Annotated in this window: 16 protein-coding genes; 9 read left to right on the top strand and 7 right to left on the bottom strand. The window is 70.7% G+C overall.

Annotated elements, in window-relative coordinates:
• The first annotated feature begins 38 nt into the window (after positions 1 to 38).
• Positions 39 to 950, top strand: coding sequence for a KPN_02809 family neutral zinc metallopeptidase (gene ypfJ, locus AC0HI0_RS35730; protein ID WP_480927889.1), 912 nt, complete (start codon positions 39 to 41; stop codon positions 948 to 950).
• Positions 951 to 1,055: 105 nt separating this feature from the next.
• Here ypfJ and AC0HI0_RS35725 read toward each other — a convergent pair whose 3' ends face one another.
• Together AC0HI0_RS35725 and AC0HI0_RS35720 are read right to left on the bottom strand one after the other, a co-directional pair.
• On the bottom strand, positions 1,056 to 2,591 hold the full coding sequence (locus AC0HI0_RS35725; protein WP_480927888.1) for a M28 family metallopeptidase: 1,536 nt from the start codon (positions 2,589 to 2,591) through the stop codon (positions 1,056 to 1,058).
• A 63-nt stretch (positions 2,592 to 2,654) separates the two neighbouring features.
• Complete coding sequence (locus AC0HI0_RS35720) at positions 2,655 to 3,302, bottom strand: GNAT family N-acetyltransferase (RefSeq protein WP_480927887.1); 648 nt, start codon at positions 3,300 to 3,302, stop codon at positions 2,655 to 2,657.
• A 57-nt stretch (positions 3,303 to 3,359) separates the two neighbouring features.
• On the opposite strand from AC0HI0_RS35720, the gene AC0HI0_RS35715 reads away from it, so the two are divergent.
• The gene (locus tag AC0HI0_RS35715) at positions 3,360 to 4,331 is read left to right on the top strand and encodes an NAD(P)H-quinone oxidoreductase (RefSeq protein ID WP_480927886.1); all 972 of its coding nucleotides are present in this window, start codon (positions 3,360 to 3,362) and stop codon (positions 4,329 to 4,331) included.
• A 69-nt stretch (positions 4,332 to 4,400) separates the two neighbouring features.
• On the opposite strand, the gene AC0HI0_RS35710 is transcribed toward AC0HI0_RS35715, so the two are convergent.
• On the bottom strand, positions 4,401 to 5,042 hold the full coding sequence (locus AC0HI0_RS35710; RefSeq protein WP_480927885.1) for a class I SAM-dependent methyltransferase: 642 nt from the start codon (positions 5,040 to 5,042) through the stop codon (positions 4,401 to 4,403).
• 11 nt (positions 5,043 to 5,053) lie between these two features.
• The gene (locus AC0HI0_RS35705) at positions 5,054 to 6,253 is read right to left on the bottom strand and encodes a cysteine desulfurase-like protein (RefSeq protein ID WP_480927884.1); all 1,200 of its coding nucleotides are present in this window, start codon (positions 6,251 to 6,253) and stop codon (positions 5,054 to 5,056) included.
• 211 nt (positions 6,254 to 6,464) lie between these two features.
• Here AC0HI0_RS35705 and AC0HI0_RS35700 point away from each other — a divergent pair, with 211 nt between their 5' ends.
• The 7 genes from AC0HI0_RS35700 to AC0HI0_RS35670 all read left to right on the top strand — a co-directional run bounded on the left by AC0HI0_RS35700 (position 6,465) and on the right by AC0HI0_RS35670 (position 11,566).
• Positions 6,465 to 7,016, top strand: coding sequence for a GNAT family N-acetyltransferase (locus AC0HI0_RS35700; RefSeq protein ID WP_480927883.1), 552 nt, complete (start codon positions 6,465 to 6,467; stop codon positions 7,014 to 7,016).
• 65 nt (positions 7,017 to 7,081) lie between these two features.
• The gene (locus AC0HI0_RS35695) at positions 7,082 to 7,612 is read left to right on the top strand and encodes a bacterial proteasome activator family protein (protein ID WP_480927882.1); all 531 of its coding nucleotides are present in this window, start codon (positions 7,082 to 7,084) and stop codon (positions 7,610 to 7,612) included.
• Between the two features lie 98 nt (positions 7,613 to 7,710).
• Entirely contained in the window at positions 7,711 to 8,586 is an 876-nt protein-coding gene (locus AC0HI0_RS35690) for a class I SAM-dependent methyltransferase (RefSeq protein WP_480927881.1), read from the top strand.
• Positions 8,587 to 8,634: 48 nt separating this feature from the next.
• Positions 8,635 to 9,546, top strand: a complete 912-nt coding sequence (gene wzm / locus AC0HI0_RS35685) for a galactan export ABC transporter permease subunit Wzm/RfbD (protein WP_480927880.1) — start codon at positions 8,635 to 8,637, stop codon at positions 9,544 to 9,546.
• A 15-nt stretch (positions 9,547 to 9,561) separates the two neighbouring features.
• Entirely contained in the window at positions 9,562 to 10,377 is an 816-nt protein-coding gene (gene wzt, locus AC0HI0_RS35680) for a galactan export ABC transporter ATP-binding subunit Wzt/RfbE (RefSeq protein WP_480934461.1), read from the top strand.
• 4 nt (positions 10,378 to 10,381) lie between these two features.
• Positions 10,382 to 11,278: a galactofuranosyltransferase GlfT1 gene (gene glfT1, locus AC0HI0_RS35675; RefSeq protein ID WP_480927879.1), complete on the top strand. Its 897-nt coding sequence runs from the start codon at positions 10,382 to 10,384 to the stop codon at positions 11,276 to 11,278.
• Positions 11,279 to 11,353: 75 nt separating this feature from the next.
• A complete protein-coding gene (locus AC0HI0_RS35670; RefSeq protein WP_480927878.1) occupies positions 11,354 to 11,566 on the top strand; it encodes a hypothetical protein in 213 nt (70 codons plus the stop codon).
• Positions 11,567 to 11,635: 69 nt separating this feature from the next.
• Here the strand turns inward: AC0HI0_RS35670 and AC0HI0_RS35665 are convergent, their stop codons facing one another.
• From AC0HI0_RS35665 to AC0HI0_RS35655, 3 genes are all read right to left on the bottom strand, one after another.
• Positions 11,636 to 13,525 (bottom strand): glycosyltransferase, encoded by a 1,890-nt coding sequence (locus AC0HI0_RS35665; protein WP_480927877.1) that lies wholly within the window; start codon positions 13,523 to 13,525, stop codon positions 11,636 to 11,638.
• 162 nt (positions 13,526 to 13,687) lie between these two features.
• Positions 13,688 to 14,872, bottom strand: a complete 1,185-nt coding sequence (gene glf / locus AC0HI0_RS35660; protein ID WP_480927876.1) for a UDP-galactopyranose mutase — start codon at positions 14,870 to 14,872, stop codon at positions 13,688 to 13,690.
• A 75-nt stretch (positions 14,873 to 14,947) separates the two neighbouring features.
• Positions 14,948 to 15,184, bottom strand: a complete 237-nt coding sequence (locus tag AC0HI0_RS35655) for a hypothetical protein (RefSeq protein ID WP_480927875.1) — start codon at positions 15,182 to 15,184, stop codon at positions 14,948 to 14,950.
• Between the last annotated feature and the right edge of the window lie 61 nt (positions 15,185 to 15,245).

The following is a 15,245-nucleotide window of genomic DNA, read 5'->3' as shown; positions in this document are numbered from 1 at the left end:
TGCCGCCTTATGTGGGGCCCTTGGTTGGAGGACACGCGGTGCAGTTCAACGAGGACGCCGAACTCGACACGTCCCAGGTCTCCGACCAGCGGGGAGGCGGCGGCGTCGGCGGCCGGGTGGCGCTGGGCGGTGGTGGCCTGGGCATCGTGGGCCTGATCATCTACTTCGTGCTCTCCCAGCTCGGCGGCGGCGCGCAGCTGCCGACCGGCTCGGGTTTCCAGGACGTCGGCCGCAACCAGCAGGTCGGCTCCGAGGACCTCAAGGCCAAGTGCAGGACCGGCGCGGACGCCAACCGGAACGCGGACTGCCGCGCGGTGGCGTTCATCAACTCGATCCAGGGGTACTGGACCGACCAGTTCGCCCGCTCCGGCCGCACCTACCAGGCGGCGCAGACGAACTTCTTCTCCGGCGGCGTGCAGACCCGCTGCGGCAACGCCACGTCCGCGGTGGGCCCGTTCTACTGCCCGGCGGACGCGCAGGTCTACATCGACCTGGGCTTCTTCCAGGAACTCCGGACGAAGTTCGGCGCGACCGGCGGGCCGTTCGTGGAGGCGTACGTGCTGGCCCACGAGTACGGCCACCACATCCAGAACCTGCTCGGCACGTCGGACCGGGTGCGCACGCGCAGCGGCCCCAAGTCGGACTCGGTGCGGCTGGAACTCCAGGCGGACTGCTACGCGGGCGCGTGGGCCAACCACGCGAGCACCGTGCCGACCGCGTCCGGCAAGCCGCTGATCACCGGCGTGACCCGGGACGACATCGCGGCGGCGCTGGACGCGGCGGCCCGGATCGGCGACGACTTCATCCAGAAGGAACTCGGCGGCGGCCGGATCGACACCACGCAGTTCACCCACGGCACGTCCGCGCAGCGCCAGAAGTGGTACACGACCGGCTACGAGACCGGCGACCCGGCGCGCTGCGACACGTTCGGCACCGACAACCTCGGCTGACCTCGGACCGCCGAAGGGGAAGGGGCCGGTTCCGCGACGGAACCGGCCCCTTCTCCACTGCGACCGCTGTTGCGACCGCTGTGCGATCGCCGTGCCGTGCGACCGCTACGCGACGACCTCGTGCGAGTGGTCGTGGGTGTCGTGGGTCTCGACGCCCAGGGTCTTCGCCGCCGCCGCGCGCTGCGCAGCGCGGGACTTGCGCGGCGGGACGCCGTTCACGTCCTCGGTGCTGATCGCGTAGGACGCGGTGACCCAGGCCAGGGCGTCGGAGTTCCGGTCCAGCGCCTGGCGGTCGATGTTGCCCAGGTTGTCGCCGACCTGGTGGTAGTTCGGGTCGTAGGCCACGCCCGCCGTGCCGCCCCACTTGGCCACCTGCGCCGCGGTCTTGAGCACCTCGGCACCGGTGAACAGGCCGCCGGCCGGGATGCCCTGGCGGATGAACTCGCCGTAGTCCGAGCGACCGGTGAAGTCCGTGCCCTCGACCTGGACCTTCTTCTCCACGGTCAGGTAGTCCACGAACGACTTCTCGATCTGCGCCGAGCCGTACGGGCCCGCGCCCGCGCCGACGCCGTCGGAGTTGTCGCCGTCGTAGACGAAGTAGCCCGCGTTCGGCGAGCCGATCATGTCGAAGTTCAGGTACAGCGCGATGTCGAGCTGCTGCTCGAAGGTCAGGCTCTTGACGTAGGCGGTGGACCCGAGCAGGCCCAGCTCCTCCGCGCCCCACCAGCCGAACCGGACCGCGTTGCCGACCCTGGGCGAGCCGCCCAGCTGCAGCGCGGTCTCCAGCAGGCCGGCCGAGCCGGTGCCGTTGTCGTTGATGCCTGGACCGGCCGGGACGCTGTCCAGGTGCGCCCCGGCGAACACCAGGTTGTCCTTGCGACCGGTCTTGGTGGTCGCGACGATGTTGCGCGACACCCGGTTCTCCGAGTGGTAGCGCAGGTCGACGGTGACCGGCTGGCCCGCCTTGGTGAACAGCGCGTTGCCGTCCGCCAGGGACACGCCGCCGGTCGGGATGACGCCCGGCGCGCCGAGCGTGAAGCCGGCCAGGCTGCCCGCGACGTTGTTCGCCACGATCACCGCGATCGCGCCGGCCGCCGCCGCGTTGCGGTGCTTGATGTCGAACGTGCACGCGCCGCGCCGGATCAGCGCGATCGAGCCGGTGAAGTCCTGGCCCGCGAAGTCGGACGCCTCGCAGCCGGGCGTGGCGTCCTCGGGCACGGCCTTGAGCGTGCCGGTGACGCCGCCGACCGGGGTCTGCGGCGAGAAGGTGAGCGCGTTGTTCTCGTAGGTCGTCGTGCCGACCTTGGCCACCGCGGCGTCGGTGACCTGCACCGGGTAGGTGAACTCCGGGGTGCTGACGTCGAAGCCCGCACCGCGCAGCTTGCCGGCGACGTACTCGACGCTGGCGTCGTAGCCGGCGGTGCCGGCCGCGCGGTTGCCGCCGTTGCGGTCCGCGATCCGCTGGAAGGCGATCAGGTGGCGGTTGACCCCGTCCACGGTCACGTTCTTGGTGAGCTTCTTGGCCAGCGCCGGCCCGTCGAGGCCGGCGGGTGCCGCGTCGGCGACCGGCGCGACGGCGAGGGCGAGGGACGCGGACGCGGCGATGACGAGCACGCGTCGGATCCCGGTTCTACCTGACATGAGCGAGTTCCCCTTCACTCGGATGCCGAACCCTCACCTCTGACACGCGGAGAAATCAATCCGTCACTCGGCGGGTTCTCGCCCAGTGAGCAGTTCCAGACACGACGTGACACCCGTCACGCCCAACGCCCAGCCGGGTCGGACGAAGTCCTCGCGGGCCAGGACCAGCCGCGTCTGCCGGGCCGGCGCACCTCTGCGGACCTGCGTGAACGTGCCGTCCGGCCGGTAGCCCAGCCGCCGGCTGACGGCGAGCGAGGCCGGGTTGTCCTCGAACGCGCTCGACCGGGCGACCATCGCGCCCAAGTGGTCGAACGCGAACGCCAGCACGGCCGCGCGCATCTCCGTGCCGATCCCCCGGCCCTGGTGGCGCAGCCCCAGCCACGAGCCGGTGGCGACCTCGCCGAGCACCGCGAACGACTCGGCGGACAGTCCCTGCGTGCCGATCACCCGGCCGTCCAGCCGGACCAGGAAGTTCACCACCCACCAGGACGGCGACAGCCGGGCCCGCGCCGACCAGTAGTGCTGCACCGTGTTGAGGCCCAGGCGTTCCGGCGGCGCGTCGGTCCACTCGACGCCGAACGGCATCTGCTCGGGCGGGTGCACGCCCAGCCGCGCCTGCTCCGCCAGTTCGCGCAGGCCGGCGTCGTCGTCCGGGCGCAGTTCGAGGCGGGGCGTGCGGAGCAAGAGGTGTCGCAGGGGCCACGGGTCCATGACCGTCGATGGTGCCCAGGACGCGGCGGCCCGGCGACCGGATTACCGTCGGGGGCCATGCACGCGATCACGATTCGTGAACCAGGCGGCCCCGACGTCCTGCGGTGGAGCGAGGTACGGGATCCCGAACCCGGACCCGGCGAGGTGCTCGTCGCCGTGGCGGCGACCGCGGTCAACCGCGCGGACCTGCTCCAGCGGCAGGGCCTCTACCCGCCGCCGCCCGGCGCGTCGGACGTCCTGGGGTTGGAGTGCTCCGGCACGGTCGCCGCGCTCGGCGAGGGCGTCACCGGGTGGCGGGTGGGCGACGAGGTGTGCGCGCTGCTCGCCGGCGGCGGCTACGGCGAGCGGGTCGCCGTCCCGGCGGCCCAGCTGCTGCCGGTGCCCGACGGCGTGGACCTGGTGACGGCCGCGTCGCTGCCCGAGGTGGCCTGCACGGTGTGGTCGAACGTGGTGCTGCTGGCCCACCTGTCGGCCGGCGAGACGCTGCTGGTGCACGGCGGCGCGGGCGGCATCGGCACGCACGCGATCCAGGTCGGCAAGGCGCTCGGCGCGCGGGTGGCCGTGACGGCGGGGTCCGACGAGCGGCTGGCGCGCTGCCGCGAGCTGGGCGCGGACGTCGCGGTGAACTACCGGACCCGGGACTTCGTGGCCGAGGTCGGCGCGGCGGACGTCGTGCTGGACAACATGGGCGCCTCCTACCTGGCCCGCAACGTCGACGTGCTGGCGCGCGACGGCCGGCTGGCGATCATCGGGATGCAGGGCGGGGTGCAGGGCGAGCTGAACATCGGCAAGCTGCTGGCCAAGCGCGGCACGGTCACCGCCACCGGCCTGCGCTCGCGCCCGGTCGACGGCCCGAACGGCAAGGGCGCGATCGTCGCCGACGTGCGCGCCCGCCTGTGGCCGCTGGTGGCGTCGGGGCGGGTGAAGCCGATCGTGCACGAGGTCCTGCCGGTCCAGCGGGCGGCGGACGCCCACCGGGCGCTGGAGGACGGCAAGGACGTGTTCGGCAAGCTCGTCCTCGCGTTCTGAGGTGGTCCGGGCGGCTCGCGGGGCCGCCCGGCACCACGGGTCCGGTCCCCGGGTCGGTCCGAACCCGGGTCAGTCCAATGCGGTCGCGGAGGCCAGGGACGTGCGGGGCGTGGGGCGGAAGCGGAGGGCGAACTCGGTGGACCAGCGGACCAGGACGCCCTGCTCGTCGGGGCGTTCCGCGTCGTCCACCAGCACCGCCGCGCCGGGGGCGAGCACGCCCCGGAACACCGGCAGCGCCGGGTAGCGGGCGTCCGCGGGTAAGGGGCCGTCGACCAGCAGCAGGTCGACCAGGCCGTAGCGCTCCACGTAGGCCGTCACCTCGTCGTGCACCAGCTGGGGGTGGTACCACTGCGCGCCGCCCAGCGCGGCCGGGTGCGGGGCCAGGGGCGCGTGCACGACGCGGGCCACGTGGCCCAGGCCCTCGCGGCGCAACTGGCTGGCCACGAACGCGGCGGTGCGCTCGTCGTGCTCCACCGACAGCACGTGGCCGAAGCCGCGCCGGGCCAGCAGCCGCGCCAGCAGCACCGACGACGAGCCGCAGCCGCACTCCACGATGACCGTGCGCGAGCCCAGCAGCACCTCGTCCACCACGGCCGCCAGCGCCGCCGGGCGCAGCTCGTGCGCCGTCGTCGGCAGGTACTCGGACATCAGCGGGCCCAGGCGGTGCAGTGCGGCGAGGTCGGCCAGTTCACGGGACAGAGCGTCGTCCACCACACCTCCGGCTACCCCAGCTCGGCGACCGCCCGCACGAGTTCGTCCACTTCGACCGCGTTCGTGTAGTGCGCGAGGCCGACCCGGATCGCTCCGCCGACCTCGCCCACCCCCAGGACCGAGAAGACGCCGTGCTGGCCCGAGTCGGCGAAGGCGCAGACGCCGCGCTCGGACAGGTGCTCGACACCGTCGGTCGACTTCACGCCGGCCACCGTGAACGCCAGCGCCGGGACCCGCCGCATGGCGTCGCCGATCACCATGACGTGACGGAGCGATCGCAGTTCGTTGATGAGATTAGCCAGAAGTCCGGCTTGGTAAGCCTTCACCGACCCGAGAGACGTGAGCAGGCGTTCCCGGCGGGGGCCGACGGCGGCGTCGTCCAGGCCCGCCAGGTACTCCACCGAGGCCACCAGGCCGGCCAGCAGCGGGTAGGCGTGCGGGCCGAGTTCGAGGCGTTCCGGGCCGCGCGCGCCGGGCTCGACGGCGACCGACGGCAGCAGGTCCAGGCGCGACGGGTCGCGGAACACCAGCGCGCCCACCGGCGGGCCGCCCCAGGCGTTCGCCGAGACCGCGACCACGTCGGCGTCCATCGACGTGATGTCCAGCGGCACGAACGGCGCGGCCGAGGAGGCGTCCACCACGACCAGCGCCTCGGTGCGGCGGGCGGACTGGGCGATCTTGGCGAGGTCCGGGCGGGAGCCGACCGAGCCGGACGCGGCGGTCACCGCGACCAGCTTGCACTTCTCGGTGATCAGCTCGTCGTACTGCCACGCGGGCAGCTCGCACGTCTCGATGTCCACCTCGGCCCACCGGACCACGCTGCCGGTGCGCTGGGCCGCGCGCTGCCACGGCGCGATGTTCGACGGGTGGTCCAGGCGCGACACCACGACCTCGTCGCCGAGGAACCAGTTGTCGGACACGGCGTCGGACAGCCGCTGCAGCAGGACGGCGCTGCTCGGCCCGAGGACGACCCCGGCCGGATCGGCCCCGACCAGGTCCGCGACCGCCCGGCGGGCCGCGTCCACGATGGCCTCGGCGCGTTGCGAGGCGGGAAAGATGCCACCCGGTCCGGAGACCGGTGCGCGCAGCGCGGTGGAGACGGCCGTGGCCACCTGCTCGGGGACCTGCATCCCCGCCGGCGCGTCCAGATGTACCCAGCCGTCGCCGAGCGCGGGGAACAGCCCACGGACCCGTGCGACGTCGAACGCCATGCCGCACACCGTACGGAGGAGACCGGGGCCGGCGACAGGAGGGGGCCGGGGCCGGCCGCCGACGTGACCCGGCGCACCACCGCTTTGCGACGCCTTGATCGGTTTGCCGGGCTTCGCGCGACTTCGGTCGGCGCTTCGGCCCGGCCCGGCGCGGGCACGGCGCGCCAAACCCGGGTGAGGGTTGCGCTGCGTTGTGCTGGAATGGCCGACTGTGACCAACCTGGCTTATCCGGCCCGGCTCGACGACGGCGTCGTCCGCGTGCGCCCGTGGCGCGAAGCGGACCTGCCCTGCGTCGAGCAGGCGTCCCTGGACCCCGGGATCCCGCAGGGCACCACCGTCCCCGCGCACTACACCCGCGAGGCGGGCCTGGCCTACCTCGCCCGCCAGCACGAGCGGCTCGCCTCGGGGCAGGGCGTGTCGATGGCGATCGCGACCGGGCCCGACGACGAAGCGGTGGGCCACATCAACCTGATGCTGCGCCCGCAGGAGGGCGTCGCCGGCATCGGCTACTGGATCGTCCCCGCCGCCCGACGCCGGGGAATCGGCTCCCGCGCGATCGCGCTGACGACCGCCTGGGGCCTGGGTCCCGCCGGCTTCGCCCGCGTCGAAGCGTGGGTGGAGCCGGACAACCACGGGTCGCAACGGGTGCTGGAACTCAACGGCTACCTGCTGGAGGGCAGGCTGCGCGGCTTCCTCACCTTCGGCGACCGCCGCGCCGACGTGCTCGTCTACTCCCGGCTCGCCTCGGACGCCGAGCGCTGAGCGCGTTTCCGGCGGGTTCGGCACCCGGTTCGCGTCGTGGGGCCGGGTCGCGTCAGGATGGACGCATGAGCGAGGCAGCGGAGAACGAACGGCAGGTCGTGGTGGTCGGGCCGGACGGCACGCCGGTCGGCGCCGCGCGGGTGCCGGTCGGCCCCGACGGCGGCGGCCCGGACGTCACGGACCTGGTCGAGCAGCCGGCCAAGGTGATGCGGATCGGCACGATGATCAAGCAGCTCCTGGAGGAGGTGCGGGCGGCCCCGCTGGACGAGGCGTCGCGCAACCGGCTCAAGGAGATCCACAAGCGGTCCATCGACGAACTGGAGGACGGGCTCGCGCCCGAGCTGCGCGACGAGCTGGAGCGGCTCTCGCTCCCGTTCACCGAGGAGGGCACGCCGTCGGACGCGGAGCTGCGCATCGCGCAGGCTCAGCTGGTGGGCTGGTTGGAGGGTCTGTTCCACGGCATTCAGACCGCCCTGTTCGCCCAGCAGATGGCAGCGCGCGTCCAACTGGAGCAGATGCGCGGCCGCGCCCTGCCCGCGGGCTCGTCCGCCGAGAGCACCGAGCACCCACCGCTGCGGGGCGGGCAGTACCTGTAGCAACGCGGCGATCGGATAACGGCCACTGGACAGCGTCCGGCCGTTGCCCGAACGTGTGTCGCGTCTTTCGGCGGTGAAGGTGTGAAAGGAGCGTTCACGTGCTCGACCGGGTGCGACACATTCGCTTGGTGGAAGAGGTGCGCAGCCGGCTGCGCGGCAAGCTGATGAGGGCGATCGACGACGTCGTCGGCCCTTACCACCGGGCCCACACCGAGCGGCTCGACCGGCTCCAGGGCGAGTTGGACGGCCTGCGCGAGGAGCTGCGGCACCGCTCCGACCGCGTGGCCGAGGACATCCGGCAGTTCGAGATCCGGGCCCGCCGCGACATCGTGTTCGCCGGCGAGCGGGAAGCCGCCACCGACAGCGCGCGGTTCGTCCGGGACGAGATGACCTCGGCACCGCACTTCGGACACCCGCACGCGACCCTCGAACACGCCCTGACGCTGGTCGAGCACGACGGCCTGGCGTTGGAGTTCGGCGTCTACGCGGGCAGCACGCTGAAGATCATCGCCGCCGCCCGCGAGGGCTCCGAGGTGTACGGCTTCGACTCGTTCGAGGGCCTGCCCGAGCACTGGCGCAGCGGGTTCCCGGCGGGCATGTTCAACGTCGACGACCTGCCGGACGTGCCGGGCGCGGAACTGGTGGTGGGCTGGTTCGACGACACGCTGCCGGGCTTCCTGGCCGAGCACCCCGGCCCGGTGACGTTCCTGCACGTCGACTGCGACCTGTACTCCTCGACCAAGACCGTGCTCGACCTGGTCGGGCCGCGACTGGTGCCGGGCAGCGTCATCGTGTTCGACGAGTACTTCAACTTCCCCGGCTGGCGCGAGCACGAGCACAAGGCGTGGACCGAGTACGTCGAGCGCACCGGGATCGCGTTCAGCTACGAGGGATACACCTACGATCACGAACAGGTGATTCTCAAGGTCACCGGCGTGTCGGACGTGCAGTCCGCCGAGGTAACCGCACCGTGACAGCCCGGCGGCAGGTGGACCTACCTGCCGCCGGTAGTCTCAATACTCGTGCAACACACGAGTACCGTCGATCCGCCTGCGGTTCCCCCGGCACCCGACTCGCGCACGTTCACGCGCGCGTTCGGCGACATCCGCGACGCGTGGCAGCAACGCGAGCTGTGGGGGCACCTCGGCTGGCAGGACATCAAGCAGCGCTACCGCCGGTCGGTCATCGGCCCGCTGTGGATCACCATTTCGATGGGCACCACAGCGCTGGCGCTGGGTCTGCTGTACTCGCAGCTCCTGGGCCAGGAGCTGAGCACCTTCCTGCCGTACGTGACCGTCGGTTTCATCGTCTGGAACTTCATCCTGGGCGTGATCACCGAGGGCACCGAGGTCTTCATCGCCAACGAGGGCCTGATCAAACACCTGCCCGCGCCGGTCACCGTGCACGTGCTGCGGATGGTGTGGCGCCAGGTGCTGTTCTTCGCGCACAACCTGGTGGTCTACGTCGTGGTGCTCGCCGTGTTCTTCCCGGCGCTCACCCAGCCGTACACGATGGAGGGCGACACAGTCGCCCATCCGGGTATTTCCTGGACGATCGTGCTGGCCGTGCCGGCGTTCGCGCTCCTGGTCGTGAACGCGGTGTGGGTGGCGCTGCTGTTCGGCATCATCAGCACCCGCTTCCGGGACATCCCGCCGGTCATCCACAGCTTCATCCAGCTGGTGTTCTTCATGACGCCGATCGTGTGGCACGTCGGTGTGCTCAACAAGTTCACCGACGGCGACGCGAACTGGAAGATCCTGATCGCCGAGTTCAACCCCATCTACCACTTCCTGGAGATCGTGCGCGCTCCCCTGCTCGGCCAGCAGCAGGACTGGCACCACTGGGTGGTCGTCGGCGGGTTCACCGTCGTCGGCTGGGCGGTGGCGGTCCTGGCTCTGCGCAACTACCGTGCCCGCGTCTCCTACTGGGTCTGAGTGAGGCCGCAACCTATGGTCAGCATCGACGTCTGGAACGCCTCGGTCGACTTCCCGATCTTCGACGCCAAGTCGAGGTCGCTCAAGAAGCTCGCGCTGGGCAAGGTCGGCGGCAAGATCGGCGCGGAAGGCCGCGTCCCGATCATCGAGGCGCTGCACGACATCAACATCTCGCTGCGGCACGGTGACCGCGTGGGCCTGGTCGGGCACAACGGGGCCGGCAAGTCCACGCTGCTGCGCCTGCTCTCGGGCATCTACGAGCCCACCCGGGGCAGCTCCCGCATCCAGGGCAAGGTCGCGCCGGTCTTCGACCTCGGCGTGGGCATGGACCCGGAGCTGTCCGGCTACGAGAACATCATGATCCGGGGCCTGTTCCTCGGCATGGGCCGCAAGGAGATGGAGAAGCGGGTCGACGACATCTCCGAGTTCACCGAACTCGGCGACTACCTGTCGATGCCGCTGCGCACCTACTCCACCGGCATGCGGGTGCGGCTCGCGCTGGGCGTGGTGACCTCCATCGACCCGGAGATCCTGCTGCTGGACGAGGGCATCGGCGCGGTCGACGCGGCGTTCCTGGAGAAGGCCCGGGACCGGCTCAACGACCTGGTCGCCCGGTCGGGCATCCTGGTCTTCGCGAACCACTCCGACGACATGCTGGTCGAGCTGTGCAACACGGCCATCTGGATGGACGAGGGCCGGGTGAAGATGCACGGCTCGCTGCGCGAGGTCGTCAAGACCTACAAGGGCCGCGACCCGTACGAGCACCTGAACGCGGACACACTGGAGCGGATCGGCCAGTCGCCGGTGCTGAGCGGGAACGGTGGCGAGTAGAGGCGTGGGCGCGTTGCCGAAGGGTTCCGTCGTCGGGGTCGTGGTGACCCGCCACCGCCGTGAGCTGCTGGCGCAGTCGCTGAAGGTGCTGGCCTCGCAGACCAGGCCGCTGGACCACCTGGTGGTCGTGGACAACGGGCCGGACCAGCCGGTGGACGACCTGGTCGAGCAGTGCCCGATCCCGACCACCTACCTGGTCTCGCACCGCAACCTCGGCGGCGCGGGCGGGTTCGCGCTGGGGATGCTGCACGCGCTCGCGCTGGGCGCGGACTGGCTGTGGCTGGCCGACGACGACGGCCGGCCCGCCGACGAGAACGTGCTGGAGGTGCTGCTCGCCGAGGCGCAGCGGCGCAAGCTGGCCGCGATCTCGCCGGTGGTGTCCAACATCGAGCAGCCCGAGAAGCTCGCCTTCCCGCTGCGCCGCGGCCTGACCTGGAAGCGGCGCACCGCGGACCTGGGCGTGGACTTCCTGCCCGGGATCGCGTCGCTGTTCAACGGCGCGCTGTTCCGGGCGTCCACGGTCGACGTCATCGGCGTGCCGGACTACCGGCTGTTCTTCCGCGGCGACGAGGTGGAGATCCACCGCCGGCTGGTGCGCACCGGGCTGCCGTTCGGCACCTCGCTGAAGGTGCACTACCTGCACCCGGACGGCTCGGACGAGTTCAAGCCGATGCTCGGCGGCCGGTTCCACGCGCAGGACCCGGAGAACCCGGTCAAGCGCTACTACACCTACCGGAACCGGGGCTACCTGCTCTCCCAGCCCGGGATGCGCAAACTCGGCCTGCTGGAGTTCTTCCGGTTCGGGCTGTACTTCATCGGCGTCCGGAAAGACCCGAAGGCGTTCGTCGAATGGGTCAAGCTGGTCCGCCAGGGGCGACGCGAGAAGTTTTTCCGCAAGTGACCGGTTCGCTCTGCGCGTAATCGCTGCGAGCGAACCCGTCTTGCCTGGTCACGACCATGACGGTTGGCTGGCCGCATGCCTTCTGAAGCGCGTAAGAACAGCCTCGTCCTGCACCTCGCGGCAAACCCGGATCCGATTTCCATCCGGGTTTCCCAAGACGTCGTGGACGACCTCGGGCAACGCCTGATCCAGGTCGTCCGCAACGGTCACACGCAATCCATCACCACGGCCGACGGCAAGGAGTTCGTGGTGAACTTCGGGCACGTCGTCGCCGCGCACTTCGAATAGCCGCGCGACCGGGGGAACAGAAAAGCGGTGTGGCACCAGGGGCGCCACACCGCTCGACCGGGCTTCCCGCTAGTTCTCGAAGACCTTGCGCCACGCCTCGACCGAGGTCAGCTCGGGCAGCGCGTCCCGGTAGACCTTCTTGAGCCGGGGCCACTCCTGGCCCAGCCGCCGGTAGTTGCGCACCGCGCGGGCCATGAGCTGCTTGAACTCCTTCGGGTCCCGCTTGCGGAACGCGACGCCGGAGCCGTCGGCGCTGGACACCGTCGCCGAGTCCAGGTTGCCCAGCAGGAACCAGCGGGCGTTCGTCGCCGGCACGTTGATCTGCGGGCGCTGCGCGGTGGACGCGTCCGGCGAGCGCAGGTTGTGCACCAGCGCCTTGGCCGCCTCCGCGGCGATGGTCGCCGGGTTCGTCGGCGGCTTCAGCATCGCCTCCGCGCGCACCATGTCGAACGTGGGCGGCGGGAACTCGCGGGCCGAGGGCAGCACCTGCGCGTCCGAGTAGGTCTTGCGCAGCGCCTGGATCTCCGGCAGCGCCGTGCGCAGCGACTCGAACAGCTTGGACGGGCCGGCCAGGAAGTCCTCGATGGCCTTCTGCTGCACCGCGACGGTCGAGTACTCCATCGACAGCAGGTGCCGCAGCGACAGCTTCAGGCCCTGCTTGAGCAGCGTCGAGCGGATGTCGTACGGGCTGTGCAGCGCCGCCATCACCAGCCGGTTGCGGGTGTGGAAGTACGCCTGCCAGTCCGTGGCGTCGTTCTTGTCGGTCCACGGCATGTGCCACACCGCGGAACCCGGCAGCGACACCGTCGGGAACCCGTTCTCCAGGGCGCGCAGCGAGTACTCCGCGTCGTCCCACTTGATGAACAGCGGCAGCGGGTAGCCGGTGCGCTGCACGACCTCACGCGGGAACAGGCACATCCACCAGCCGTTGTAGGTGGAGTTGATGCGCAGGTGCAGTTCCTCGGTCTCGCGCAGCGACTCGGTGGCGAAGTCGTGGTCGGTGACCGCGCCGGGCGCGGGCCGCCAGAAACCGGACGCCAGGTCCACGACCTCGCCCATGCTGTGCAGCCGGGCGCGGGCCTGGAGGTTGAGCATGTGGCTGCCGACGATGACCGGCTGCGCCGCCGCGCGCGCGAACGCGTTGGAGCGCAGCACCGCGTCCGGCTCCAGCCGGATGTCGTCGTCCATCAGCATGATCTGGTCGACGTCGGTGTGCTCGATGGCCTCGTACAGGCCGCGGGTGAACCCGCCCGAGCCGCCCAGGTTGTCCTGCTCGATCACTTCCAGCTTGTCGCCGAGCAGCTTGACCGCCTCGGCGTAGCCCTCGGTGTCGCGGACCTTGACCGCACCCTGGTCGGCGACGAACACCTTCTGCACGACGTCGAGGACGGACGGGTCCTCGCCCAGCGCGCGCAGCGCGATCACCGCGTCGACCGGGCGCATGGTCGTCATGCCGATGGCGACCTTCTGCGCCGGCAGCGCCTGGTCCGCGGTCCACGCGGCCTCGCCGATCTCCAGCACCGCGTCGTCGGTGAACACGTCGAACCAGATCCAGCCGCCGTCCTCGAACGGCTTGAGGTTCACCCGGAACTCGACGTCCGCCCACCCCTGCGGCGAGCGGATCGGCTTGCCGTCCAGGTGGATCGGGTCGCCGTTGGGCTTCGAGCGGTACACGTCCAGCCGACCGGCTCCGCGCACCCGCAGGCGCAGCACGACCTCGTCGACCACCGTCCAGCGCTTCCAGTAGCTGGCCGGGAAGGCGTTGAAGTAGGAGGCGAACGACACCTTGGCCGACGCCGGGACGGTCACCGAACGGCGCGACGAGACGTGCGAGTGCACGTTCTCCGGCTCGTCCAGGTAGAGCGGACGGACGTCCAGCGGGTCCTCGTCGCGGGGCAGGATCACCCGCTGGAGCACCTTGCTCGGGTCGATGCCGCCACTGGAGCTGTGCTCGGTCACGTGCTTTCCTCCGGCGAACCAGCGGAGCGGTTCGAGAATCGGGTGTCGGCGACCACCCGCGTCGAGGTGGCCAGGCAGTTCAGGTGGTACCAGCGACCATACCGCGTCGCCCGGGAGGGGCGACGCGGTGCCGGCCGGGGGTGTCTCGTCCCCGAGGGGTGCTCAGTCCAGGCTGCCGTCGAGCGGGGTGCCCTCGGTGAGGTGCGGGGCGATCTTGTTCTCGAACGCCGTGAGCGCCGACCCGATGGCCATGTGCATGTCGAGGTACTTGTAGGTGCCCAGCCGGCCGCCGAACAGCACGTTGCGCTCGGCCGCCTCGACCTTCGCCAGCTCGCGGTAGCGCTCCAGCTTGGCGCGGTCCTCGGCGGTGTTGATCGGGTAGTACGGCTCGTCGTCCTTCTCCGCGGACCGGGAGAACTCGCGGACGATGACCGTCTTGTCGGTCGGGTAGTCGCGCTCCGGGTGGAAGTGCCGGAACTCGTGGATCCGGGTGTAGGGCACGTCGGCGTCGTTGTAGTTCATCACCGCGGTGCCCTGGAAGTCGCCGGTGGGCAGGACTTCCTGCTCGAAGTCCAGCGTGCGCCAGCCCAGCCAGCCCTCGGAGTAGTCGAAGTACCGGTCGACCGGGCCGGTGTAGACGACGGGCGTGCCCGCCGGGATCTCGTCCTTGACGTCGAAGAAGTCGGTGGACAGCCGCACCTCGATGTTCGGGTGGTCGGCCATCTTCTCCAGCCACGCCGTGTAGCCGTCCTTGGGGAGGCCCTCGTACGTGTCGTTGAAGTAGCGGTTGTCGAACGTGTAGCGGACCGGCAGCCGGCTGATCACCGCGGCCGGGAGTTCCTTCGGGTCGGTCTGCCACTGCTTCGCGGAGTAGTCCCGCACGAACGCCTCGTAGAGGGGGCGACCGACCAGCGAGATCGCCTTCTCCTCCAGGTTCGTCGCGTCCTTGGAGTCGATCTCGGCGGCGTGCTCGGCCACCCAGGCGCGCGCTTCGTCGGGAGTCAGGTAGCGGCCCACGAACTGCGTGATCAGCCCCAGGCCCATCGGGAACTGGTAGGCCGTGCCGTCGTGCATGGCGAACACGCGGTGCTGGTAGCCGGTGAACTCGGTGAACTGGTTGACGTAGTCCCAGACCCGCTTGTTCGAGGTGTGGAACAGGTGCGCGCCGTAGCGGTGCACCTCGATCCCGGTCTCGGGTTCGGCCTCGGAGTAGGCGTTGCCACCGATGTGCTCACGGCGTTCCAGGACCAGCACGCGCTTGTCCAACTGGCTGGCGGCACGCTCGGCGACGGTCAGGCCGTAGAACCCGGAACCGACCACGATCAGGTCATATCCTGCGAAGCTCACGGCGCTTGAGCGTACGGCAGTGACCCGCCGTGACACTTCCCACCCCACGACTCGCGGCCGGTCCGGGCATGTCGATCAGGACGCCGGTTTCCGGTCCGCCGATCCGTTCACCGAGAGTTCGGTGAACGCCGCGGCGAACACGTCCCGGCAGTGCCGGACGAGGTCGCGCGGCATGTCGAGTTCGACCTCGACCGGGCCGAGGATGGTGAACCGGGCGGAATCGTCACCGGGGTCGAGCCGGTAGGTGACCTCTTTCGCGTCGCCCAGGTCGAGCCACGCCGTGCCGCGCACGCGCGGTTGGTCGGAATACATGTGAACCGCCGTCTCTACGTACGTAAGTTTTGACATTTATCCAGTTGAGTGACATTACGAA

The sequence above is a fragment of the Saccharothrix sp. NBAS 001 genome, assembly GCF_056640475.1.
The sequence above is the reverse complement of the archived record's forward strand: the minus strand, read 5'-3'. Positions and strand labels throughout refer to the sequence as shown.